A 23123-nucleotide genomic window follows, 5' to 3' on the forward strand; every position below is an offset into this window, starting at 1 on the left:
ATCATGCTCCGCATAAGTGCGGTACTAGCCATGTGGTTGTTTAGTGGCGCGGTGGCGGCCTTGACGTTGCCGCCACAGTTACAGATAAGCGCCCACCTTAGTCAAGCAAGCGTGCCAGCCTGCCCAAAAGAAACCGCCAGTAAACTGGCGCTAACCTTCAATAATAATCAGCTGACTGGGCACCTTGCGCAGTTAAGTTTAGATTTAACCTGTTCTAATCGTCGCTCGGCGAGTTCGCAACAAGCAAGCGCGTCAAACAGCGATGCTTTATCCTTATTATTCACCCTCCCCGATATTGATTTTCAGGTTGATGAACTCACCCTGCATTTACCTAGCGGCAGCGTCAGTGGCCCTGCCGTGTTACGTCATCATCAACAAGGGGTCACTGTGCAGTGGCAAACCGATGCGGGCGACACTCAACTTGATATTATTCCTGAAAAACAAGGCTGGCGCTGGCAAGGTAAACTGCCGGGCCAGCTGCTTACCCCATACTTAACGCAGCCGTTGCAGGTTAGTGGTGGCTGGCAGCCTAGGCAACCGTTAACGCTTAAGGTGGCAGGCACACTGCCTACGCCATTGCAGGGCAAATGGCAGTTAGCACTCAATGCCAAACAAACTGCACAGGGTTGGCAGTTGCAACCTAGCTCGCAATTGAGGGTGCCACAACTTACATGGCAAGAGTTAACTTTATCTCAGTTAAGATTTGCGCCGTTAACCGCCGTTAGCTTAGGGCAAGCTTGGCAGGGTGAGCTAAGTTGGCAGCAAGGGCGCTGGCAACAACAAACCATACCCGCAGCCAGTTTGCAGTTGCAAGCCAAAGATCTGATAGCAAACCAAGGCCAAATGAGTTTGAAACTGGCACCCAAGGTACGTTTAAACGGTGCTTGGCATTATGATCAAGGGCTGGCGCTAACTGTGCCTAAACAATCGTTATCTGCGGCTGATGTTTGGTCTTGGTTAGATGAGTGGTTATTGCTGCCGGTGGTGATGGATATGCCTGCGGGTCAGTGGCAAGTGGCGCTTAACGCCGCCAATGTGTTGGATAGCAAGCAACCCATTAATATAGAGGCAGCATTGAGCAAGGGGCAGCTCAGTTACAGTGACTTATTGGCTGAAGACTTGGCAGCTAAATTTAAGCTCAGTTGGAGCGAGCAAGGGTTGCGTAGTGTAGGGCCTCAAGGGCTGTCGGTGGCACAATTAAATGTAGGGATACCTATTACGAATATTCAAGGAGCCTTACGCTTGCAAGCAGATGGATTGTGGTTATCGGGGTTAACCGCACAGGTGTTTGATGGCTACCTTGCGTTGTCGCCAATGGCATTAAACGCTACCCCTCAGGGCGAGGCACACTTTAGTGATATTTCTCTTGAACCATTACTCAATTATGCCAGTGTGGATGGGCTTACGGGGCAGGGGCGACTTAAAGGGCGACTCCCTTTTTCATTTGATCAAGGCTTAAGTGTTACCAAGGGGCGCGCCGAAAGTGAGCAAGGCTGGATAACCTATCAGGCCAGCGAACAACTGCAAGCCTCGGGGGATGCTAATATCTCGCTTGGTTTAACCTTAGGTTTATTAAGTGACTTACGTTATGACCGCTTAGGGGCGGATATTTCTATGGCGCGCAATGGTGAGGCAATCATTAATAGTCACTTATATGGCCAAGCACCCATTAACGGCAAATTACACCCAGTTAACTTAAATTATCACCACCAAGAAAACCTGTTACAGTTATTAGCCAGCTTGCGCTTTGCTCAAGATTTAAGTGAGCAGCTGCCAGCCAAGCTACAGCGGGAGAATAATCAATGAGCAAATACATGGCTATTATTGGCCTGTTACTACTAAGTGGCTGTACGCCTAGAGTCGAAATAATGGTGCCAGATAAGCCAATTACTGTGAATTTAAACGTCAAAGTGGATCATGAAATTCGAGTGCGGGTCGACAACGAGCTAGAACAATTATTTGAACAAGAAAAAGACTTGTTTTAAGGAGAGGTTATGCGGTGGTTAATGGTAGTGTTTGCAGTAGCGTTAAGCTTTTCGGCTTGGGCGCTCGACTTACAACAAGCCAAGCAACAAGGCTTGGTGGGTGAGCAGCTCAATGGCCTAGTGGGCGTGGTGCAAGCGCGAAATGATGTGAGTGCGGTGGCCAATGACATTAATCGCAAGCGTTTATCCAGTTATCAAGATATTGCTAAGCGTACCGGCACCAGCCTTACGGTTGTGCAAACGCGCGCTGGCCAATACAACATAGAGCGCACTAAAGCGGGTCATTATATTCAGCTGGCAGACGGCAGCTGGCGCAAAAAATAATGTAACTGATTGTGATGGGTAAAGAGTGAAGGGTAAGGTGTGAAAAATAAGGCGTTAACCCCTCATCTGCAGATGCGGAGATTTGTGCTGTGACCTTTATATTATGTCGTCCTCTTTCTCCTTTACGCCTCACGCTTCCTCATTTTAAAAGGTCTTAATGTGTCTATAGCCCCACCGGTTGCCAAAAAAACACCTCATACTTTTACCCTGCATAATGATACACGCCTTGATCATTATCACTGGCTGCGAGACGACGATAGAGCTAACCCAGAGGTGCTCGCCTACCTCGAACAAGAAAACCATTATGCCCAACAGATGCTAGCGCCATTAGCGGATCAGCAAGAAGCGCTGTATCAAGAGATGATTGCTCGCATTCGCCAAGACGATAGCTCTGTGCCTTATTTAAAAAATGGCTATTGGTATCAAACGCGTTTTCAGCAAGGCTTAGAGTACGCCATTATTGAGCGCTACCCTGACAGTCGGCCCACACAGCGCCAAGTATTACTCGATGGTAATGAGCACGCAGCAGATAGCGCTTATTACGATCAAGGCCAGCTTGGGGTTAGCCCTAATCAGCAGGTGTTGGCGTTTGCCGAAGACTTTGTGTCGCGTTGTCAGTATCAAATTCGTTTTAAAGATCTGTCCACGGAACAGCTTTATGACGAAGTGCTAGAAAATACCTCGGGTAATCTGGCTTGGGCCAACGACAGCCAAACACTATTTTATGTGCATCAAAACCCAGATACCTTGCTGCCTTATCAGGTTTATCGCCACACCCTAGGCACACCACAAAGCCAAGATGTATTGGTATATGAAGAAGCCGACGACCGCTTTTATACCAGTATTTATAAAAGCCGCTCTACAGATTACATCATTATTGGTGCCTGGAGCACTAAAACTAGTGAAGTAAGCTTAATTTCTGCCCAGGATCCGCAGGCTCAGGTACGCAATTTTTTGCCGCGCCAACGGGGCCATGAATATGATATTGAGCATTATCAGGGGCAGTTTTATATTCGCTCCAATAAAGATGGTGTGAATTTTGGCTTATATCAGGTCAGTGATCGGGATAATAAAACATGCCAGTGGGAGTGCGAACAGTGGCAAACTCTCATTGCCCCTCGAGCCAGCGTATTGTTAGAAGACTTTACCTTATTTAAAGATTGGCTGGTGCTAGAAGAGCGCAGTGAGGGGTTAACACAGCTGCGTCAATTGCATCGCGAGCAGAACATCGAACATGCCATTGAATTTGATGATCCTACTTATGTGACTTGGCTTAGTATTAACGCCGAGGCCGAGACACCTTGGTTACGTTATGGCTATTCATCTTTAACTCGGCCTGTTACTCAGTATGAAGTTAACATGGACACCCAAGAGCGACGCCTGCTTAAACAAGAATACGCAGGAGAGCAGTTTAATGCCGATCTTTATCGTAGCGAGCGCCTTTGGGTTATTGCCCAAGACGGTGCTCAGGTACCGGTGTCTGTGGTTTATCGCAAGGATATGTTTACCCGAGCCAATCCATTACTGGTTTACGCTTATGGTGCCTACGGTGCCAGTATGGATCCCGACTTTAGTGCGGCACGGTTAAGTTTGTTAGACCGTGGTTTTGTTTATGCCATTGCCCATGTGCGTGGTGGCGAAGAGTTAGGGCGAGATTGGTACGAGCAAGGTCGGTTACTGCATAAGAAACATACCTTTAGCGACTTTATAGATGTGACCAAAGCTCTGGTACACCAAGGTTATGGTGATAAAAACCGAGTGTTTGCCGCAGGCGGCAGTGCTGGGGGCTTATTGGTGGGTGCGGTAATGAATATGGCGCCGACTTTATATAAGGGCGCCATTGCCGATGTGCCTTTTGTAGATATTGTGACGACCATGCTAGATGAGTCTATTCCGCTGACCACGGGGGAGTTTGATGAGTGGGGTAACCCTGTCGAGGCCGAGTATTATCATTACATCAAATCGTATAGCCCTTATGATCAAGTACAGGCGCAGGCATACCCTAATATGCTAGTCACTACAGGTCTACACGACTCGCAAGTGCAATACTGGGAACCGGTCAAGTGGGTGGCTAAGCTGCGCGAGCTGAAGACTGACGATAATATATTATTGTTATGTTGCGATATGGAAACTGGGCATGGCGGTAAATCTGGCCGCTTTGAGGCTTATCGCGATCTTGCGCGTGAATACGCTTTTCTGCTGGCGCTAGTTTAAAAACAGCGCCAAGCTAAGAAAAGACCTAAAGATTTTTTGCCACGCTTCTTTGTTACAAGAGCCACGGAACCCATGGGAAAATAGCGAACAAATCTAAACGGGCTCTTAAGTGGTAAGAGCCCAACTAGGGACACCTTTAGCGTATGGCGTACAACGTTAAAGGTGCCGCTTTCTGTTAGTTAACAGACTGGATAATGACGACCAGTACTAATACTGGGCAGACGAAGCGGACGTACCAAGGCCAAATTTTCCAAAATAAACCCTGTTCAATCTCAGGGTTGCCCGCTTTTAGTTCGGTTAATACCGAATTACGTTGCCACACCCAACCGGCATAGAGGGTAATAAACATACTCACCAGTGGCTGTGCATACTGAGTGGTGGCCGTGATCACCAAGCCAAACAGGCTGCCAAAGTTAAACACAATGATAATGCTAAACAGGGTGCACACCGCTGTTACCAGCCAAGTGGCTTTAATACGTGATAGCTTTGTTGATTCCAGTACCAAAGAGACTGGCGCTTCTAGCATTGAAATGGCCGAGGTCAGTGCCGCTACTATCATCAGCAAGAAAAAAGCAAATGCCACCGGATATTGCGCCGCACCCATGGTGTCGAATAAAGCCGGTAACACCGAAAACACTAAGGTGTCTGAGCTTAACAGGCTGCCGTCGTCGGCAAAAATGGTCACACCATTATGCTGTGCCACATACATAGCCGGCAAAATCAGCATACCCGCCATAAAGGCCACACCGGTATCAAGCAAGGTTACTTGGGCTGCTAAGGCGGGAATGTTCGCTTGGCGGTTAAGGTAAGAGCCGTACAACATCATCACTGCCGCCCCTAGCGAAAGTGAGAAGAAGCTCTGGCCCAGTGCGCCTATTAATACATCACGATTTAATACCTGAGCAAAGTCCGGCACTAAATATACTTTTACCCCTTCAGTGGCGCCGGGCTGAAATAACATATAGCCGGTTAATAACACCAGCATTACTAGCAATAGCGGCATCAATCGGCTCGACCATTTTTCAATGCCTTGCTCAAGGCCGCGGCTCACCACATATAAACTCAGTAATGCAAACAGCAGGGTGAACACCACATTACGTGAGGTGGAAAAGTCCGTTAGCCAGCTGGCGGTGCTAGCTGACCCCACCAAGCTTGCAATGGGGTCTAACGCATAAGAGATAAACCAGCCAGAAACGATGGCATAAAAAGTAAAAATAAAGCTCACGGTTAATACCGACGCCAAGCCCACTAAGCCGGCAATGGATTTGCCCAGTGGTTTTTTAGTGAGGGTTTTAAGAGCTAAAAAGGGATTGGCTTGACCATGGCGACCAATGGTAATTTCTGCCACCAACATCGGATAGCCCAGCAAAAAAATAAATAATAGATAAACCAGCAAAAAAGCACCGCCACCATTACTGGCAGCTTGAGTGGGAAAGCCCCAAATATTACCTACACCAATGGCTGAACCGGCGGCGGCCATCACAAACCCTAGCTTACTGCTAAATTGCGCCCTTTTTTCCACGTATTGCTGCTCCTGCTGGCTATAAAGTTAAACAGCGAATGACTGTTCACTTAAAATAGCGGTGACTATGATATTTTGCCGTGTTTTTGTCAAAGAGAAAGCTGGGGAATAGCGCCAAGCTAAAGTGTTAAGCCGTCTGTTATAAGTCATGAATTTAAAAATAAACCTTCACAGCTCTTTATAGGGGCGCTTAAGCCAGCTCTAAGCGTGTAGTCAGCTTTAACCAGTTACGGCGCTGAATAGTAAAGGCTGCTTTAAGCTCGTCGCAGCTTAAGCGTAAGCGTAACTCTTCATATTTACAGCGTACCGCTTTTTTCTTGATATCTAACAGATGCTTACGCATTTGATAGTAGTTTCTTAGTTGCAGTAGTAACCGCTCATATTCACTTTGCAATAATGCTAACCATTGTTCGGTGTCGGCGGTTTGTTGGCGCTTCATGATCTTTTGACGGGCGAGCTCAAAGCGACGCTCTAGCTGGGCTTGTTCAATGCGCTCGGGCGGACAAGTCCTTAGTCGAGAAGTGAGTTTTAACCAGCTCATACTACGGATCAACCACTTAGTGGGGTCGTAATGCCACCAGCGAATACCGTTACGATAATCAAACTCAAATAGATGGTGAAAATTGTGATATCCCTCACCAAAGGTGAGCACGGCTAAAATATCGTTATCTCGCGCCGAGTTTTTGCTGGTATAAGGCTGACGGCCCCAAAAATGCGCTAATGAATTAATAAAAAAGGTCACGTGGTGCCCCAAAAACAACCGCAAGCCCCCAGCCAATAGCAGCATGCCCCACATATCGCCGTTCCATAGCCCAAGTAATAACGGCAGGCCCGCGTTCATTAATACTGTTAATAATAAGTAGTGTTTATGCTGAAACGCCAAAATGTTATTACGTTTAAGGTCGGCAATATTGCTGTCGTCTGGGCTGCTGTAATGGCGCAACATCCACCCCATGTGTGAAAACCAAAGGCCTCTACTCGCCGAGTAAGGGTCTTTATCAGTGTGATCAACATGGCGATGATGACGACGATGATCGGCGCACCAATGGTAGGCGGAGTTTTGCAGCGACAAAGCGCCACCCAAGGCAAATATCCATTGTAATAATGGGTGAGCAGCATAAGATTTATGTGCCCATAAACGGTGATAGCCGGCGGTAATCGATAAGCAGCTATAGCTAAATAATATCAGCATGGCGAGCCACTGCCAGCCATCAAAGCCATGGCTGAGTCCATACCAAGGCACGAGTATCAATGCTGCTAATCCCGTAACAGAAAAAACGGCCAGATTGGTCCAAATAATAGGGGGTTTTTGCATCATGATTATCCATTGAGCGAACAACTGTACGCTATTTTTGACCGTAATTGCGATAGGGTCAATCAAAAAATGAGCGAACAGAGCTGATCGTATTGCGACAAAGGGGTATGATCGGAGTTTGAATATGCTAGATCTTGGTGTGCAGTGGGCATTCGCGCAGAACAAAAAGAAAAGACTCGACGCACGTTAATTGATGCGGCTTTTAGTCAGTTAAGTGCAGAGCGTAGTTTTTCCAGTTTAAGTTTGCGCGAAGTAGCGCGAGAGGCCGGGTTAGCGCCTACTTCTTTCTATCGTCATTTCAAAGACATGGAAGAGCTAGGGTTAACATTAGTTGATGAGGGTGGGCTCACTCTAAGACAACTTATGCGTCAAGCTCGCCAACGTATTGCCGATGGTGGTAGTGTTATTCAAATATCGATAAAAACCTTTATGGAGTTTATCGAACGAAGTCCGGATGTTTTCCGTTTATTATTACGAGAACGCTCTGGTACTTCGGCGGCGTTTCGTCAGGCGGTAGCCCGTGAAATTCAACACTTTACGGCTGAACTGACAGATTATTTAGAAGAAAAGCAGCAGACTAGCCGAAGTTATGCTGAAATGCAGGCTCAGGCTATGGTCACTATTGTATTTAGTGCCGGTGCAGAAGCACTAGATATGAATGAACATGAGCGAACGGCTTTGGCCGAGCGTATGACCTTGCAACTGCGGATCATTGCCAAGGGCGCAGATGCATATAATAAAGCAAAAAGGCTTTAAGCCTTATATGAGGAAGGATGATCATGTCAGCAAGTAAACTTATTCGTCGTAAACCGATTTTGTTGGCTCTGTTAGTCGGCCTATGTGGTAATGCCACGTTAGCGACTCTGAGCGTTAGCCAGGTGAGCTTTTCTATTTTCCCGATTATAGCGTTGGCGCTGGCCGCTCGTATGCTATATCGCGAATACCTGAGTGCTCCTATGGAAGGGGATACTCCAGTGTGCACCTTACTTGCCTTTTTGGTAGGGGTGTTTGGTTATTCCGCTATATTACGTACTGAGTTTCCAGAAATGGGGACGAACTTTTTGTCGGTTATGATTAGCCTAATATTAGTTATTTGGTTAGCCATAAAAATGGGTGTAGCCGCGCGCCCTGTAGCAGAAGAAGACGTTAAGTCGTAGCCTGATACTCACTTTTACTGAAAAGCCCGCCTGTTAATGGCGGGCTTTTTATTAGTCGATTTAGTCTGTGACTACTCTGTGACTACGGGGAGTTGGGTTGAACCACCCCACTCGACCCAAGAGCCATCGTAAACGGCAATATGCTGATGTCCGATAATATCGGCTGCTAACGCTAAAATAGCGGCGGTAACGCCAGAGCCACAGCTGCAAATTAAATGCTGTTCAGGTGAAAGTAGTTTGGTAAGTTTATCTGCTAGTTGTGCTTTAGGTAAAAAGTGCCCTTGTTGTAGTAACTCAGCAAAAGGTAAGCAGGCTGCACCGGGCATATGACCGGGTCTTACTCCTGGGCGGGGGTCTGGAGCTTGTCCGCTAAAGCGCTCGATACTTCTGGCATCTAGAATACGGCTAGTTTTTGGTTGTGACAGTGCGGCTTGCACGTGCTTAGTGTCAGCGACCCAAGTCGTTTGTAACTTAGCCTCAAAGTGTCCCTGAGTGACAGTTTCAGCTTCACCGCTTGTAACAGGTAAGCCTTGTGCTACCCAACTAGGTAAGCCACCATCTAACACCGCCACCTGTTTATGTCCCATGGCTTTAAACATCCACCAAGCTCTAGGCGCCGCAAATATGCCGCTACCATCGTAGATCACAATGCGGCTTTGATTACTTACACCTAACAAAGATACTTGTCGAGAAAATTGTTCGGCGGGTGGCAGCATATGTGGCAGTGGACTACTCTCATCTTTGACTTTACTGTCAAAATCAAAGAAACGGGCACCGGGAATACGCTGCTCTTGCCATTCTTGTTTTCCTGAGCGCTGAGCGGCAGGCATATACCAGCTGGCATCCAAAATCACTAAATTGGGGTCGTGCAGGTGGGCCGCTAACCACTGATAATCGACTAAAGGGGTGGGCAAGGTTAGTTGAGTCATCTTGTTATTCCTCATGTATTAGTTGGTTTATCGTAAGCGGACTAGGTTATTCAGGCTACTTTTTGTTAATAATAGTTGGCACTTTTGCTATTGGTTTCAGCGTTCTTTCGTCGCAAGTAAGCTGTTTATAGCAGCACTCTCCTTTCTGTTGATCTTAAATTGTAAGAGATCCGCCCGTTATGTTGTGCGTAATAACTTAACACTGTGGTGGATAACACGCTTTAGGTTGCAGACTTGTTGCCACATAATATTTATTTCATTTAATAAACAAAAGCTTACACTTTTTCTTTATGATGAGCCTTAATTTGATAATGCTTATCCTATTGAGAGATAAGTTAAAACATCTATAGTTAGTGTTGCAGGGAGCGAGGAAGTCCGTCAGGAAGATAGGCTTGCCAAGCAGGGTAAATAGGAACACCCGCAGGATGCGGTAAGGGACACCTCCAGGATGGAGAGAGTACGCGACTCAGGATGAATCGCAGTCAGGATGACACAAAGGACACGCCTAAGGATAGGTAAGAGGAAAGACCTTAAGGATTAAGGTAATACGTCAAGGAGTGCAGGGAGCAACTTGGTTTAAGGAACAGAGCCGAACGACAACCCAAAAGGGGGTGACATAATGTCACCCCCTTTTCTATGGGCGCTGTTCGTCACAATGAAGCATGTTGTTGGTAGGTGCTGTTTGGCGCTAGGTGAAATTAAGCCAGTTTTTGATCTTTACCCAGCCATAGCGTAAAGCTGTTATACCAAGCTTAGAAAGTAGCTTATCTATGTATCGCCCTGTAGAAGTAGAACCCTTCATCCTCCTTGATGCTACAGAGCTGCCTAATCGTGTGGCCTATAGTCAACTCGGTGCCTCAGATATTAAGACTTAAAGGTGATAAGAGCTTTACTGTAATTGCAATAACCCCATACCTATCTCTACTCGATCTTTAGCAAACAATAGCGTAAACCTGTTACTTAATCTGTGTACTGCATTAAAAGGTCAAAGGTATGAGTGAGTGGGTAAGGGTCTATCAGGCGGCCAATAGCTTAGAAGCGCATGCTATTAAAGGCGCCTTAGAAGTCTCTGGCATTAAAGTACAGCTTAAAGGTGAAGCACTGGCGGGTGCGCTAGGTGAACTGCCTGCTAATGCCATAGAAGTGACCTTGCATGTTCGCCCTAAAGATATCACGCAGTCGCAGTTAATATTGACGCGTTATCAGCAAGAGCCGCGACCCGATTGGTACTGTTCACACTGTGGTGAACATAATGCGGGTAGCTTTGAGCTTTGCTGGCAATGTGGCCAAGATGCAAAAGTGCTTCAAAGTGAAGAGTCATAACAGGCAAGTCATTAGGGGCGAGGTTCGCCCCTAAGTCAGCAGATTATTTATCTTGTTGCTGCTTTCTTTGTGCGTTTTTCTGCTTGTTTTCTTCCATGATCTCTTTCAAGCGCGCGCGGTGTTTGTGCATAGCAAAGGAGCCAAACACCAATACACCCAGATAATCTTGAGTGCTGGGGTTCAGTATATTAGCCACGCGCTTCAGCATAAGTACTTGTAATAGATGCATAACCAGTACAATTGCACCCAAAATAAGCGGCATTAAGCCCACTTCTTGAAAATCTGGGCCAACCAGAGCGTAAATAACCCCAGCCCAAAATAGCAACATAATCAGTTTCATTGCTAAGTTTAGTAATTTCATTGTGCATTTTCCCTTTGATAAAGTTGATAAATAACGTGGCCTGCGTGCTTATCTTTTAATAGTCGCCAATTCGTTGGCAGTGATAATGATTCAGATGATTGCTCTCGCTCGATATAAATTTTTGCATTATCATTTAGCCAGCCGTTTTCTTCTAACCACTGGCAGACATTGGGTAGTAATTCACGGTGAAATGGCGGATCGAGAAAAACTAAGTCAAACGCGCTAGCCGGAGTCTGTAAAAAACGTTCGGCATCGTTATGAATGACTTTGCCTTGGGCTGCTGGCAAACTGGCAAAATTGTGTTGTAACTGTTGGGCGACTTTGGCGTCTTTTTCTATTAAAACGACCTCTTTCGCGCCACGGGATAAGGCTTCAAAGCCCAAGCTGCCGCTGCCGGCAAACAGGTCTAAGCATCGGCAATGGCGAATATCGAACATTAACCAGTTAAACAATGTCTCTTTTATTCGATCGCTGGTTGGCCTTAAACCTTCGCTATTGAGCACGGGTAATTTGCGCCCACGCCATTGTCCGCCAATCAAGCGAATTTGTCCGGTACCTGCTGCGGCCTTTTTAATTGGTTTTGCTTTTGCCATCTCGTTTCGCCGTGTTTCAATAAAGTGCTAGTATAAGGCGGTTTGCACCCATAAGGGGTGAGTATTCTAAAGAAGGTGCCGAGTTACGGCTAGTCCTAATCACCCTGACATTTAGTGAGTAATATCAGAATGGCAAAAAAAGGTTTATTTTCTTGGCTGGGCTTTGGCAAAAACAAAGATCAGCAAGCAAGGGACGTAGAGCAAGAACAACAAGCGCAACAGCTTGCTGAAGAGGCTAAGGCGGCTGAGGAAGCGCGGTTGGCGGAAGAAGCCAAAGCGGCCGAGCAAGCTCGGTTGGCGGAAGAGGCCAAAGCGGCCGAGGAAGCACGGTTGGCGGAAGAAGCCAAAGCGGCCGAGCAAGCGCGGTTAGTGGAAGAAGCCAAAGCGGCCGAGGAAGCACGGTTGGCGGAAGAAGCGAAAGCGGCTGAAGCAGCACGGTTAGCGGAAGAAGCCAAAGCGGCTGAAGCAGCACGGTTAGCGGAAGAAGCCAAAGCGGCCGAAGAGGCACGGTTGGCAGAAGAAGCCAAGGCACCTAAAAAAGGTTTTTTTGCTCGCTTAAAAACAGGCCTGCTTAAAACACGACAAAATATAGGATCCGGTTTTTTTGGCCTCTTTAGCGGTAAAAAAATTGATGATGATTTATTTGAAGAGCTAGAAACCCAGCTGTTAACGGCAGATTTAGGCGTAGAAACCACACTCTCAATTATTGATAACCTAACGCGTCAAGCCAACCGCCGTCAGCTAAAAGACGGCGAGGCCTTGTATGAGCTGTTAAAAGAAGAAATGGCCGCTATCTTAAACAAGGTAGAGCAGCCCTTGGTGATTGATAATGATCATAAGCCCTATGTTATTTTAATGGTGGGGGTGAATGGCGTGGGTAAAACCACCACCATTGGTAAAATGGCGCGTCAGTTTCAAGGTGAAGGAAAATCAGTGATGCTGGCTGCAGGGGATACCTTTCGTGCCGCAGCGGTAGAGCAATTACAGATTTGGGGCGAGCGCAATGATATTCCTGTTATTGCCCAACATACCGGTGCCGATGCGGCTTCTGTTATCTATGATGCCGTATCAGCGGCTAAAGCACGAAAAGCTGATGTACTGATTGTTGATACTGCTGGGCGCCTACAAAATAAATCGCACCTAATGGATGAGCTGAAAAAAGTGGTGCGCGTTATGCAAAAAGTGGATGGCGGCGCACCACACGAAATTATGCTTACCTTAGATGCGGGTACAGGCCAAAACGCAATTAGCCAAGCCAAAATATTTAATGATGCCGTGCCAGTCACTGGCATTACACTGAGCAAGCTCGATGGCACAGCCAAAGGAGGGGTTATCTTCTCTGTGGCTGATAAATTTGGTATTCCTATTCGTTATATTGGGGTGGGTGAACAAATTGATGATTTACGCCCCTTTGTTGCCCAAGAGTTTATTGAAGCCCTCTTCACGCAGGATGAATAAATGATCCGCTTTGATCAGGTTAGCAAGGTATATAGCGGTGGCTTTCAAGCGCTGCAAAAGGTCAGTTTCCACCTAGGAAAAGGGGAAATGGCCTACCTCACTGGGCACTCGGGGGCGGGTAAGAGTACCCTGCTTAAGCTGATAAGCGTGATGGAGCGACCCACAGATGGCCAAGTGTTATTTAATGGCCAAGATGTGAGTCGCATTCGCCGTGGCCACATACCCTATGTGCGCCGCCGCATTGGCATGATATTTCAAGATCATCATCTCATTAATGCCCGCACCGTATTTGATAATGTTGCCTTACCGCTAGTTATTGAAGGCTATAGCCATCAAGATATTCGCAGACGCGTGTCGGCGGCATTAGATAAAGTAGGCTTATTGGGCAAAGACCGATATTTTCCTCTGATGTTATCTGGCGGTGAGCAACAAAGAGTAGGCATAGCGCGCGCCATTGTGAATAAGCCCTTATTGCTATTAGCGGATGAGCCCACAGGTAATTTAGATCCTGAATTATCAATGGAAATATTACGGTTATTCGAAGCTTTTAATAGCGTGGGCGTGAGTGTACTCATTGCCACTCATGACACGGGATTAATTAACTCGCAGCGTCACAGAACTTTAACCCTTAATGCAGGCCGACTAGAGCTGGAGAGCCGTGATGAGCAAATATAAATTATCTTTGCTACAGCGCTTGGTGATGTATGGCACTGATCATATACGCCAGCTTTTTACTAGTTTAGGCGAGCTATGGCGCACACCATTAAGCTCGCTAATGACCATTGCCGTATTAGGGGTGAGCTTGGCGCTGCCGGCCAGTTTTTATGTACTATTAAAAAATGCCGAGTCGGTGAGTGCGGTGTGGCAAAGTAAGGCGCAAATTAGCCTCTACTTACAGCAAGAAACAACAGAACAACAAGTGACCGAACTGCAAGCCCATTTGGCCGCCTTACCCGAAATAGACAAGGTGACCTATATTAGTGCCGAGCAAGGGTTGGCTGACTTTAAGGGGGCTGCCGGTTTTGCTGAGGCTCTCGATTTATTGGCAGAAAACCCCTTGCCAGCGGTCTTTATTGTGGGGCTATCGGAAGTAGGGCGCAGCCCAGAAGCTGCCGAGCAGTTGCTGGCCGACATTAAAGCTGAGCCTATTGTTGAGACGGCAAGGTTGGATATGGCTTGGTTAGCGCGTTTATCAGGCATAGTCGACTTATTGCGCCAAGCTGTGGTAGGTATGGCGAGTTTACTGCTGGCAGGCGTATTGCTGGTGGTGGGCAACACCTTACGACTCAATATTTTAAATAGCCGCTACGAAATAGAAGTCATGAAGCTGGTGGGCGCCACGGATCGCTTTATTCAAAGACCTTTTTTATATGTTGGGCTTTGGTATGGCATAATAGGCGGCCTATTAGCTTGGTGGTTAACCTTAGTGATGGTGTTTTGGCTTAGTCACAAGGTCAGTGCCTTAGCTGACTTATATCAAAGTGATTTCAATTTGTTGGGCTTAGGCGTAGAAGAGAGTGTGCTATTAGTGGTGACCGGTACACTATTGAGTCTACTTGCGTCTGGTTTTTCAGTGCGTCGGCATATTCGTGCTATAGAGCCGCAGTAAAGCGAGTCTGTTATTTGATTAAACTTGAACTTAATGAGTGAAGTGTGGTCTTATATGACCAGTACAACACCATTTCTAGAGCTTTGTTTTAAATAAATACATTTTCCGCGTTGCAGCGTTCGGCAGGCATTGCTTGTGGCTAACCCCTAGGGATTAGCATAAATAAGCCGCCAACGCTGCCGTTATACGGAGTCATGTAACAATGAATACGAGTGTAATGACGACAGATTTTCAGCGCCATTTCTCCCTTGTACCGCAAGGTAGCCTGGAGGCTTATATTCAGGCAGTAAATACCATTCCTGTATTGAGTGCAGAAGAAGAAAAGTCACTCGCTGAACGACTACAAAGCGATGGTAGCCTATCTGCTGCCCGACAGATGATTATGTCGCATTTGCGCTTTGTGGTGCATATTGCCCGTGGCTATTCTGGTTATGGTTTGCCACAAGCAGACCTGATCCAAGAGGGTAATATTGGCTTAATGAAGGCGGTTAAGCGTTTTGACCCAGGTGTTGGGGTGCGCTTAGTTTCGTTTGCCGTGCATTGGATTAAAGCCGAAATTCACGAGTATGTATTACGCAATTGGCGTGTAGTGAAAGTTGCCACCACTAAGGCACAACGTAAGTTGTTCTTTAATCTGCGTAAATCTAAAAAACGTTTGGGTTGGTTTAACCAAGATGAAGTTAATATGGTTGCCGAAAATCTAGGTGTGCAGCCCTCTGAAGTGTTAGAAATGGAATCGCGCATGAGTGCGCAAGACCAAGCCTTCGATTTAGCATCAGATGACGACGAAAAAGAAACTAACTTTTCGCCAGTTCAATATCTACAAGATCACAGTTCAGATGTGGCAACTCAAGTAGAAGACGACAACTGGGAGCAAACGGCAAATCGGCGTTTACGCTCAGCGCTAGCTACATTAGATGAGCGTAGCCAACATATTATTCAAGCCCGTTGGCTAGACGAAGATGACAAGACCACTTTACAAGTGTTAGCTGATCAATACGGTGTATCCGCAGAGCGAATCCGTCAGTTAGAAAAAAGTGCACTTAAAAAGTTAAAAGTGGCCATGGATTCTTGAAGGTGAATGAAGACTGAAGAAAAGGCCCCGTTGGGGCCTTTTTTTCCGCCAACAATCTATTCTAATAGAAGAAAAAAGCAGGAATACCCCATGAGAATATTGAAGCAGCTGTTTAACAATAACCAGGAATGGTCAGAGAGGATCAAAGCGGAAGATCCGACCTTTTTCGAGCAATTAGCGTTACAGCAAACACCTGAATATTTATGGATCGGCTGTTCAGATAGCCGTGTTCCTGCCAACCAGTTAACAGGGTTATTACCCGGTGATGTATTTGTACACCGTAATGTGGCAAACCTGGTGATGCATACCGATTTCAACTGTTTGTCGGTGGTACAATATGCGGTAGAAGTACTAAAAGTGAAGCATATTATCATTTGTGGCCACTATGGCTGTGGCGGTGTTAGAGCTGTAATGGATGATATGGAACTTGGGTTGATTGATAATTGGTTATGTAGCCTTAAAGACTTATATCAGCGTTATCGTAAAGACTTACACGACTTAGAAAGTGAGCAGTTACAAGAAGACGCACTGTGTGAACTAAACGTAGTAGAGCAGGTTTCCAACCTGTGCCGAACCAGCATAGTGCAGCACGCATGGCAGCGAGGACAAGAGTTATCTATTCACGGCTGGGTATACGGTATTAAAGATGGCAGATTGCATGATTTAGATGTCTGCGCATCAGAAAAAATGGAGACACCCGATGTATATCGTATTTTGCAGCAACGTATTTTAGATAACAGGTGATGCCAATAGCGATCATTTGAACGATTAGGAAAGATCATGAGACGTGAATTAGCCATTGAGTTTTCCCGCGTAACCGAAGCGGCCGCCTTGGCCGGTTACAAGTGGTTAGGTAGAGGCGATAAAAATACCGCTGACGGTGCTGCCGTGGCAGCAATGCGTCATGTATTAAATGAAATTGAAATTAACGGTGAAGTGGTTATCGGCGAGGGCGAAATTGATGACGCCCCTATGCTCTATATTGGTGAGCAAGTCGGCCTTGGCGGTGAAGACGTTGATATTGCCGTTGATCCCATAGAAGGTACGCGCATGACGGCCATGGGTCAGTCTAATGCTCTCGCCGTGATTGCCGTGGGCGAAAAGGGCGCTTTTTTGCGTGCCCCCGACATGTATATGGAAAAGCTAATTGTAGGCGCGCGGGCCAAAGGTGCCATCGACTTGTCTAAGTCGATTGAACAAAATATAAAATCTGTTGCTAAAGCGCTTGATAAGCCACTATCACGCTTTACTGTGATTACCTTAGCCAAGCCCCGCCACGACAAAGCCATTAAAACCATGCAAGCATTGGGTGTGCGCGTGTTTGCTGTGCCCGATGGTGATGTGGCTGCTTCTATTTTGGCCTGTGTGCCAGAAAGCGAAGTAGACATGCTGTATTGCATTGGTGGCGCTCCTGAAGGTGTGATTTCGGCAGCGGCCATTCGCTCGTTAGATGGCGATATGCAAGCGCGCCTAGTTCCGCGTTACGAAGTAAAAGAGCCAACAGAAGAAAACGTTGAACTGGGTAAGCAAGAAGTAGCACGTTGCCAAGAAATGGGCATTGAAGTGGGTAAAATTTTAAAATTAGAAGATATGGCCCGCACCGACAACGTACTGTTTGCTGCCACCGGCATTACTAAGGGTGATTTGCTAGAAGGTATTAGCAGCGATGGTTATTATGCCCATACCGAAACGCTAGTGATCCGCGGTAAGTCGCGCACTGTACGCCGCATTCGCTCTACCCATATTTTATCTCGTAAGCAACAAGCACTAAAAGATATTATTTTGTAGAAGCTAACATGCTAGCAATAGAAAAAGGGATGCCACGGCATCCCTTTTTATTATGCTATTGGGCCTGAGCCCACTTCGTCATTGCGAGAAGTGCAACGACGCGGTAATCCATCTAACAAGCTGCCGTACGCTTTACGCTGAGCGCCTTACGAAAAAACAAAACCGCCGTTTTCTTTAACATAAAGCGTATGGCGTACCACGTACAGCTGTATGTTTAACGCGTAAGCGCAGCGGGATCGAGCAGGGTGCGTAGTTCGTCCTCCGACAGCTCGGTGTGCTCAAGTGCCACATCCAATATCGGTCTTTGCTCTTTGTAAGCTTGTTTGGCAATTTTAGCTGCATTATCGTAACCAATAACCGGGTTTAATGCTGTTACCAAAATAGGGTTTTTAGCTAAGTTCTCATCAATATGCGCCTGATTGATAGTAAAACCACTAATGGCATCGGCTAACAAGGGCGCTGAGTTACTCAGTAATTGGGTCATGGTTAATAGGTTGCTGGCTACTAAGGGTAGCATCACATTCAGCTGAAAGTTACCCGACTGGCCGGCCACTGTGTTGGCTGAATCTAGGCCAATAACTTGTGCTGCTACCATGGCAATGGCTTCAGGTATTACCGGGTTAACCTTACCCGGCATAATAGAAGAGCCAGGTTGTAGAGCAGGCAATTGAATTTCGCCAATGCCGGTCAGGGGGCCTGAGTTCATCCAGCGTAGATCATTGGCAATTTTCATTAGTGCCACCGCCAATGTTTTTAGCTGACCCGACAGCTCTACCGCTGTGTCTTGACTGCTTAAACTATAAAAATAATCTTCTGCTGGGCAAAAGTGTAACTCTGTTTGCTGATTAAGATAATCACAAGCTAACTGCGCTTGGCGTGGATCGGCATTAATACCAGTACCAATAGCTGTGCCCCCCAGAGCCAGTTGCTGTAGTCGGCTTTGCAGGCCATCCAGTCGCTGGCTGGCATAGCGTATTTGTGTGGCCCAACCGCCTAGCTCTTGGTCAAAGCGCAGTGGCATGGCATCCATTAAATGGGTACGGCCGGTTTTTACTTGGTCGGTTAGCTGCTCACCTTTAGTGAGTATGGCTTGTTCTAGTTGTAACAGCGCCGGCATTAAGCTTCTGGTAAGACTCAGCGTTGCACTTAGGTGCAGAGCAGAGGGGATAACGTCGTTTGAACTTTGGCCCATATTAACGTCGTCATTGGCGCCTACCTTTTTACCCAGCGCGCTACTGGCTAAGTGTGCTAGCACCTCATTTACGTTCATATTGGTGCTGGTGCCAGAGCCGGTTTGGTAGATATCAATCGGAAACTCATTAGGATGCTGACCATCAATGACGGCGTTAGCGGCGGCAATAATGGCGTCGGCTTTGTCTTGGTCTAGCCGCTTAAGTTGAGCGTTAGCCTGCGCACACGCGGCTTTTATGCTGGCAACCGCACTAATAAAAGCGGGGGGCAAAGGCTGGCCTGAGATGGGGAAGTTATTAATGGCTCTTTGTGTTTGCGCACCATAAAGTGCGTTGGCGGGTACTGTTACTTCACCCATAGAGTCGGTTTCAGTTCTCATCTTCATTCTATCTCCTTAAAAGGCTAAGCCATTTGGTTCGATAAACAGTCAGCGTGGTATTAATGACAGCTTAGCAAAGTTGTTTGTGCATTAAAGCCTTGGCTGGTTAAAAACGCGACTAGATCGTTTTGTTGTACCCCAGGAGCTTGTTGAATATGGCAGCTAATGTGTGGGTGGCCATTGGCATGGGCGTCTTGCTTAATTTGGCGCAATAACTCTTGGCCAATACCACGACGGCGCGTAATATCGCGCACGGCAATAAAGTTGAGCTGTGGTGTTTGCTGTGCTTTATGGTGTTGTAACCAAGCCAGTGCCACGGCTTTATCGTTAAAGGTTGCCAGGTAAAACATGGCCTGCTCGGGCAGTTTGTGACCCTGTAAAATAAGGTTCACATGGTGGCAATATTGTTCGGGAATGTGCGCTAAACGATGTACAGTGAGGCGCATAATGGCTCCTTAAAAAGCTCAGTTTATCATGCTATGTGTCTAGCATTAGTGCTAACTAGCTATGTTTTTTGGTCTAATACTCTTTACCTAAAAAGAGAAGCCGACAACAGTGAGAGAGTGCTAATGGAATGTCGAAGTGGTTGCGGTGCCTGCTGCATTGCGCCAAGTATTAGTGGGCCTTTGCCCGGCATGCCTAATGGTAAGCCTGCGGGTGCGCCCTGTGCGCAGTTAATGGCGGATATGCGGTGTGCTATTTTTGGCCAACCCGAGCGCCCAGCGGTGTGTGCAAGTTTTAAGGCGATGAATGATGTATGCGGCGAGTCCAAAGACCAAGCCATTTGGCTGATTAGCGAACTAGAAAAGGCAACGAGTTAGTAGCGCCCGGCACCCAGCACCCAGCTTAACATCCTAAAGCCAAAACCTGATGTGCATCAGGAGGGTGTTTGCTTTTTAGCTAGGCGCTTGGTGCTCGGCGCTGTATTAAGACTTTAACCAGGGTAGGGGATTGACGGCTGAGCCTTGGTAGCGAATTTCGAAGTAGAGGCCAGTTTTATTTTGCGCGCCACTGTCGCCACTTAACGCTATGGGCTGACCGACTTTAACTTTATCGCCTGGGTTAAGTAACAGCGACTGATTATGACCATAAAGACTCATATAGCCTTTGCCGTGCTCAATGACCATCACCATACCAAAGCCATTTAGCCAATCGGCATACACCACCTGTCCATTGGCAATGGCCTTTATTTCTTTGCCTGCGGGGGCACTAATAAATAGCCCTTTCCACTGTAATTGGCTGGTGCGTTTACTGCCAAACTTTTGTATTAATTTGCCTGTTAATGGCCAAGGCAAGGTGCCTTTTTTTAAGCCCGCAAAACTACCACTCAGCTTTGCCACTACTGGGGTTCGCCCCGAGCTGCCGGTTCGTTGCGCGGCTCGCGCTTCTCGCTCAGCACGTTCGCGCTCGGCTTTTTCTTGGGCGGCCTTAATTTGGCGCTCTAAATGATTAGCGGCTTGGCGCAGGCTAGTTAGCCTTTGGTTACCCTTATCTAAGGCGTTATTCAGCTGCTTAGCGGTGGCCGCTCGTTTACGTTGTTGGGTGCTTAAGTTGTCTTGCTCTTGTTGCTGGCGAGCCAGTAATTGATTTAATTGCTGGCGGCTTTGTTCAGCTTGGTGGCGGTTGTTAGCCAGCTGTTGTTGAGTTTTGGCTAATTGCTGTAAGGCTTGGGCGCGCGCTTTATTTAAATGGGCGTAATAGTGTAATAAGCGGTCTATTTCGGTGCTGTCTTGGCCATTGAGCAATAATTTTAAATAGTCGTGGCGACCATTTTGATAGGCAGCGCGGAGTTGTTCGGCGAGTAACACTTGTTGCTGTTGAGCTTGTTGGGTTAATTGCTGATGCTCTTTATCTAACTTAACCAAGGCAGCTTCGTTATCGCTTAACTTATTTTGTGTTTGGTTAAGTTTACGCGCCATGGTAGAAATGGCTTTTTCATCTTTCGCAAGTTGTTGTTGTAACTGCTTTAATTTGTTTTTTTGCTGCTGCAAGTTTTGTTGCTGGCTGGCAATTTGTCCTTGTACGTTTTTTAGCTCTTTACTGTCGTCTGCCAATGCGAAAGTGCCGATCATAAGACCGGCACTTAATAACACTAATGTAATGAACTGTCGCTTTTTGCCCATAGGCTGATTATTTCAGAACCATCAGCGGCTTACCAGTCATTTGCTCAGGTGTTTCCATGCCTAGCAAGTTCAACATGGTTGGCGCTAAGTCCGATAAACGTCCTTTAGCGGCAGGCGTTGCGTCTCTGCCCACATAAATAAGCGGAACCGGCAGAGTAGTGTGTGCGGTTTGCACTTGTCCTGTTACTGGGTTGATCATTTGTTCAGCGTTACCATGATCGGCAGTAATTAATGCCTCGCCACCCACTTCTTTTAGTGCCGCGACAGCGCGGCCCACAGATTTATCTATGGCTTCACAGGCTTTTACTGCTGCTTCAAACACACCGGTATGGCCCACCATATCGCCATTGGGGTAATTACAAATAATCACATCAAAGGCTTGGCTTTTAATGGCTGCTACTAGCTTGTCGGTGAGTAGTTCAGAGTTCATTTCTGGCTGCAAGTCGTAAGTGGCCACTTGTGGGCTTGGGATCATTTCCCGCTGTTCACCCTTAAAGCAGGCTTCGCGGCCGCCATTAAAGAAGAAGGTAACGTGAGCGTACTTCTCGGTTTCAGAAATGCGCAGCTGAGTTTTACCGTGCTCCGCTAGCCACTCCCCTAGGGTATTAGGCAAGTCCTCGGGCGGATAAGCACAAGCAGTTTCAATATCGGCGGCATACTCGGTGAGCATCACAAAGTCACTCAGCGCGGGGCACTGGGTGCGAGTAAATTCGCTAAAGTCTTTTTGCACAAAAGCGCGCGTCAGTTCACGGGCGCGATCGGCGCGGTAATTCATAAAAATCACGGCATCGCCGTCTTCAATACGCACCGGCTCGCCTAAGGTAGTGGCGGTTAAAAACTCATCGCTTTCGCCTCGCTCGTAAGCCGCCTGCAACCCGGCTGTGCCATCAGCGGCATGATATTCAGCCGCACCTTGGGTGAGTAAGTCGTAAGCCACTTGCACCCGCTCCCAGCGGTTATCGCGGTCCATGGCAAAATAACGACCCACAATAGAGGCTAAACGGCCTTTACCTAGTTTGGCGCATTCATTTTCGATTAACTCAATAGAGCTTAATGCCGAACGAGGAGCCACATCTCGACCATCTAAAAAACCGTGTATATAAATTTTATCAGCCCCGCGCTCGGCGGCCATTTTTATCATAGTCACCATTTGATCTTGGTGGCTATGCACGCCCCCCGCCGACAGTAATCCCATAATATGCACAGCTTTGCCCTGCTCGGTGGCACCGTCTATGGCTTTGGTTAGGGTGGGGTTAGTAAAAAAGTTGCCGTCTGCAATGGCTTTATCAATGCGTGTTAAATCTTGATAAACAATACGACCCGCACCAATATTAACGTGTCCCACTTCAGAGTTGCCCATTTGGCCCTCGGGCAAGCCTACATCATGGCCCGAAGTGGAAATCAGCATTGAAGGACAGTCTTGCATTAAGCCATCCAGTACCGGGGTGTGTGCGGTGTGAATAGCGTTATGTTCGGTGTTTTCACTATAGCCCCAGCCATCCATAATGATGAGCACTAGGGGCTTTTTGGTCGAGTTCATAGTGTAAGCCTAAGTTTGTGATTTTAAAGTGCAAGTCGAGAACAACAATCATTGCTATTTTACTCTGGCCATCTTACTACAAATGGCAATTTACTGGCCACCCGAAGCCGATGGCGGTAGCGAAAAGAGTGACCTGTGTCCGGTATTTGTGGCCGTTCACAAAAACGGAGCTGCTGTTATTTACCGATACGCCATGTATACTCGTTTTTTTGTGTATTTTGACCTTAAACTTAAAGA

General features: G+C 47.0%; 22 protein-coding genes and 1 pseudogene. 14 read left to right on the plus strand and 9 right to left on the minus strand.

Features of this window, described 5'->3' with window-relative positions; translation table 11 throughout:
• Window positions 1–3 precede the first annotated feature (3 nt).
• From J3U76_RS08175 to J3U76_RS08190, 4 genes are all read left to right on the plus strand, one after another.
• Window positions 4–1806 carry an intermembrane phospholipid transport protein YdbH family protein gene (locus J3U76_RS08175; protein ID WP_208005479.1) on the plus strand — a complete coding sequence of 601 codons (1803 nt, stop codon included), beginning with the start codon at window positions 4–6 and terminating at the stop codon, window positions 1804–1806.
• Window positions 1803–1985: a YnbE family lipoprotein gene (locus tag J3U76_RS08180; protein ID WP_208005480.1), complete on the plus strand. Its 183-nt coding sequence runs from the start codon at window positions 1803–1805 to the stop codon at window positions 1983–1985. Before J3U76_RS08175 ends, J3U76_RS08180 begins: the two co-directional genes overlap by 4 nt.
• A gap of 9 nt (window positions 1986–1994) precedes the next feature.
• Window positions 1995–2309 carry a YdbL family probable chaperone protein gene (locus tag J3U76_RS08185; RefSeq protein WP_243454149.1) on the plus strand — a complete coding sequence of 105 codons (315 nt, stop codon included), beginning with the start codon at window positions 1995–1997 and terminating at the stop codon, window positions 2307–2309.
• 159 nt (window positions 2310–2468) lie between these two features.
• Window positions 2469–4523 (plus strand): prolyl oligopeptidase family serine peptidase, encoded by a 2055-nt coding sequence (locus tag J3U76_RS08190; RefSeq protein WP_208005481.1) that lies wholly within the window; start codon window positions 2469–2471, stop codon window positions 4521–4523.
• Window positions 4524–4698: 175 nt separating this feature from the next.
• Here the strand turns inward: J3U76_RS08190 and J3U76_RS08195 are convergent, their stop codons facing one another.
• Window positions 4699–6045 carry a sodium-dependent transporter gene (locus J3U76_RS08195; protein WP_208005482.1) on the minus strand — a complete coding sequence of 449 codons (1347 nt, stop codon included), beginning with the start codon at window positions 6043–6045 and terminating at the stop codon, window positions 4699–4701.
• Window positions 6046–6235: 190 nt separating this feature from the next.
• The gene (locus J3U76_RS08200; protein ID WP_208005583.1) at window positions 6236–7360 is read right to left on the minus strand and encodes an acyl-CoA desaturase; all 1125 of its coding nucleotides are present in this window, start codon (window positions 7358–7360) and stop codon (window positions 6236–6238) included.
• 144 nt (window positions 7361–7504) lie between these two features.
• Here J3U76_RS08200 and fabR point away from each other — a divergent pair, with 144 nt between their 5' ends.
• Together fabR and J3U76_RS08210 are read left to right on the plus strand one after the other, a co-directional pair.
• On the plus strand, window positions 7505–8116 hold the full coding sequence (gene fabR / locus J3U76_RS08205) for an HTH-type transcriptional repressor FabR (protein ID WP_208005483.1): 612 nt from the start codon (window positions 7505–7507) through the stop codon (window positions 8114–8116).
• Between the two features lie 23 nt (window positions 8117–8139).
• The gene (locus J3U76_RS08210; protein WP_208005484.1) at window positions 8140–8517 is read left to right on the plus strand and encodes a YijD family membrane protein; all 378 of its coding nucleotides are present in this window, start codon (window positions 8140–8142) and stop codon (window positions 8515–8517) included.
• A gap of 71 nt (window positions 8518–8588) precedes the next feature.
• Here the strand turns inward: J3U76_RS08210 and sseA are convergent, their stop codons facing one another.
• Window positions 8589–9446: a 3-mercaptopyruvate sulfurtransferase gene (gene sseA / locus J3U76_RS08215; protein ID WP_208005485.1), complete on the minus strand. Its 858-nt coding sequence runs from the start codon at window positions 9444–9446 to the stop codon at window positions 8589–8591.
• 993 nt (window positions 9447–10439) lie between these two features.
• Here sseA and J3U76_RS08220 point away from each other — a divergent pair.
• Window positions 10440–10769 (plus strand): putative signal transducing protein, encoded by a 330-nt coding sequence (locus tag J3U76_RS08220; protein WP_208005486.1) that lies wholly within the window; start codon window positions 10440–10442, stop codon window positions 10767–10769.
• A 43-nt stretch (window positions 10770–10812) separates the two neighbouring features.
• Here J3U76_RS08220 and J3U76_RS08225 read toward each other — a convergent pair whose 3' ends face one another.
• Window positions 10813–11130: a DUF1145 domain-containing protein gene (locus tag J3U76_RS08225; protein WP_208005487.1), complete on the minus strand. Its 318-nt coding sequence runs from the start codon at window positions 11128–11130 to the stop codon at window positions 10813–10815.
• The gene (gene rsmD, locus J3U76_RS08230; RefSeq protein ID WP_208005488.1) at window positions 11127–11723 is read right to left on the minus strand and encodes a 16S rRNA (guanine(966)-N(2))-methyltransferase RsmD; all 597 of its coding nucleotides are present in this window, start codon (window positions 11721–11723) and stop codon (window positions 11127–11129) included. The genes J3U76_RS08225 and rsmD overlap by 4 nt, the downstream gene beginning before the upstream one ends.
• 225 nt (window positions 11724–11948) lie before the next feature.
• On the opposite strand from rsmD, the pseudogene ftsY reads away from it, so the two are divergent.
• From ftsY to glpX, 6 genes and pseudogenes are all read left to right on the plus strand, one after another.
• A pseudogene (gene ftsY, locus J3U76_RS08235) lies at window positions 11949–13181 on the plus strand (signal recognition particle-docking protein FtsY); the annotation flags it as partial.
• Entirely contained in the window at window positions 13182–13856 is a 675-nt protein-coding gene (gene ftsE, locus J3U76_RS08240; protein ID WP_208005490.1) for a cell division ATP-binding protein FtsE, read from the plus strand.
• Complete coding sequence (gene ftsX, locus J3U76_RS08245; protein WP_208005491.1) at window positions 13843–14790, plus strand: permease-like cell division protein FtsX; 948 nt, start codon at window positions 13843–13845, stop codon at window positions 14788–14790. Before ftsE ends, ftsX begins: the two co-directional genes overlap by 14 nt.
• Window positions 14791–15007: 217 nt before the next feature.
• Window positions 15008–15865 carry an RNA polymerase sigma factor RpoH gene (gene rpoH / locus J3U76_RS08250; RefSeq protein ID WP_208005584.1) on the plus strand — a complete coding sequence of 286 codons (858 nt, stop codon included), beginning with the start codon at window positions 15008–15010 and terminating at the stop codon, window positions 15863–15865.
• A gap of 90 nt (window positions 15866–15955) precedes the next feature.
• Window positions 15956–16609 (plus strand): carbonate dehydratase, encoded by a 654-nt coding sequence (can, locus tag J3U76_RS08255; protein ID WP_208005492.1) that lies wholly within the window; start codon window positions 15956–15958, stop codon window positions 16607–16609.
• 36 nt (window positions 16610–16645) lie between these two features.
• The gene (glpX, locus tag J3U76_RS08260) at window positions 16646–17653 is read left to right on the plus strand and encodes a class II fructose-bisphosphatase (RefSeq protein ID WP_208005493.1); all 1008 of its coding nucleotides are present in this window, start codon (window positions 16646–16648) and stop codon (window positions 17651–17653) included.
• A gap of 214 nt (window positions 17654–17867) precedes the next feature.
• Here the strand turns inward: glpX and J3U76_RS08265 are convergent, their stop codons facing one another.
• Entirely contained in the window at window positions 17868–19229 is a 1362-nt protein-coding gene (locus tag J3U76_RS08265) for a class II fumarate hydratase (protein ID WP_208005494.1), read from the minus strand.
• Window positions 19230–19282: 53 nt separating this feature from the next.
• Window positions 19283–19669: an acetyl-CoA sensor PanZ family protein gene (locus J3U76_RS08270; protein ID WP_208005495.1), complete on the minus strand. Its 387-nt coding sequence runs from the start codon at window positions 19667–19669 to the stop codon at window positions 19283–19285.
• A 123-nt stretch (window positions 19670–19792) separates the two neighbouring features.
• On the opposite strand from J3U76_RS08270, the gene J3U76_RS08275 reads away from it, so the two are divergent.
• Window positions 19793–20044 (plus strand): YkgJ family cysteine cluster protein, encoded by a 252-nt coding sequence (locus tag J3U76_RS08275; RefSeq protein ID WP_208005496.1) that lies wholly within the window; start codon window positions 19793–19795, stop codon window positions 20042–20044.
• 105 nt (window positions 20045–20149) lie between these two features.
• Here J3U76_RS08275 and envC read toward each other — a convergent pair whose 3' ends face one another.
• A complete protein-coding gene (gene envC, locus J3U76_RS08280; protein WP_243454150.1) occupies window positions 20150–21295 on the minus strand; it encodes a murein hydrolase activator EnvC in 1146 nt (381 codons plus the stop codon).
• 58 nt (window positions 21296–21353) lie between these two features.
• Entirely contained in the window at window positions 21354–22886 is a 1533-nt protein-coding gene (gpmM, locus tag J3U76_RS08285; RefSeq protein ID WP_208005498.1) for a 2,3-bisphosphoglycerate-independent phosphoglycerate mutase, read from the minus strand.
• Between the last annotated feature and the right edge of the window lie 237 nt (window positions 22887–23123).

The sequence above is a fragment of the Oceanisphaera pacifica genome (assembly GCF_017498065.1).
In the GTDB taxonomy this organism is placed as follows: Bacteria; Pseudomonadota; Gammaproteobacteria; order Enterobacterales; family Aeromonadaceae; genus Oceanimonas; species Oceanimonas pacifica.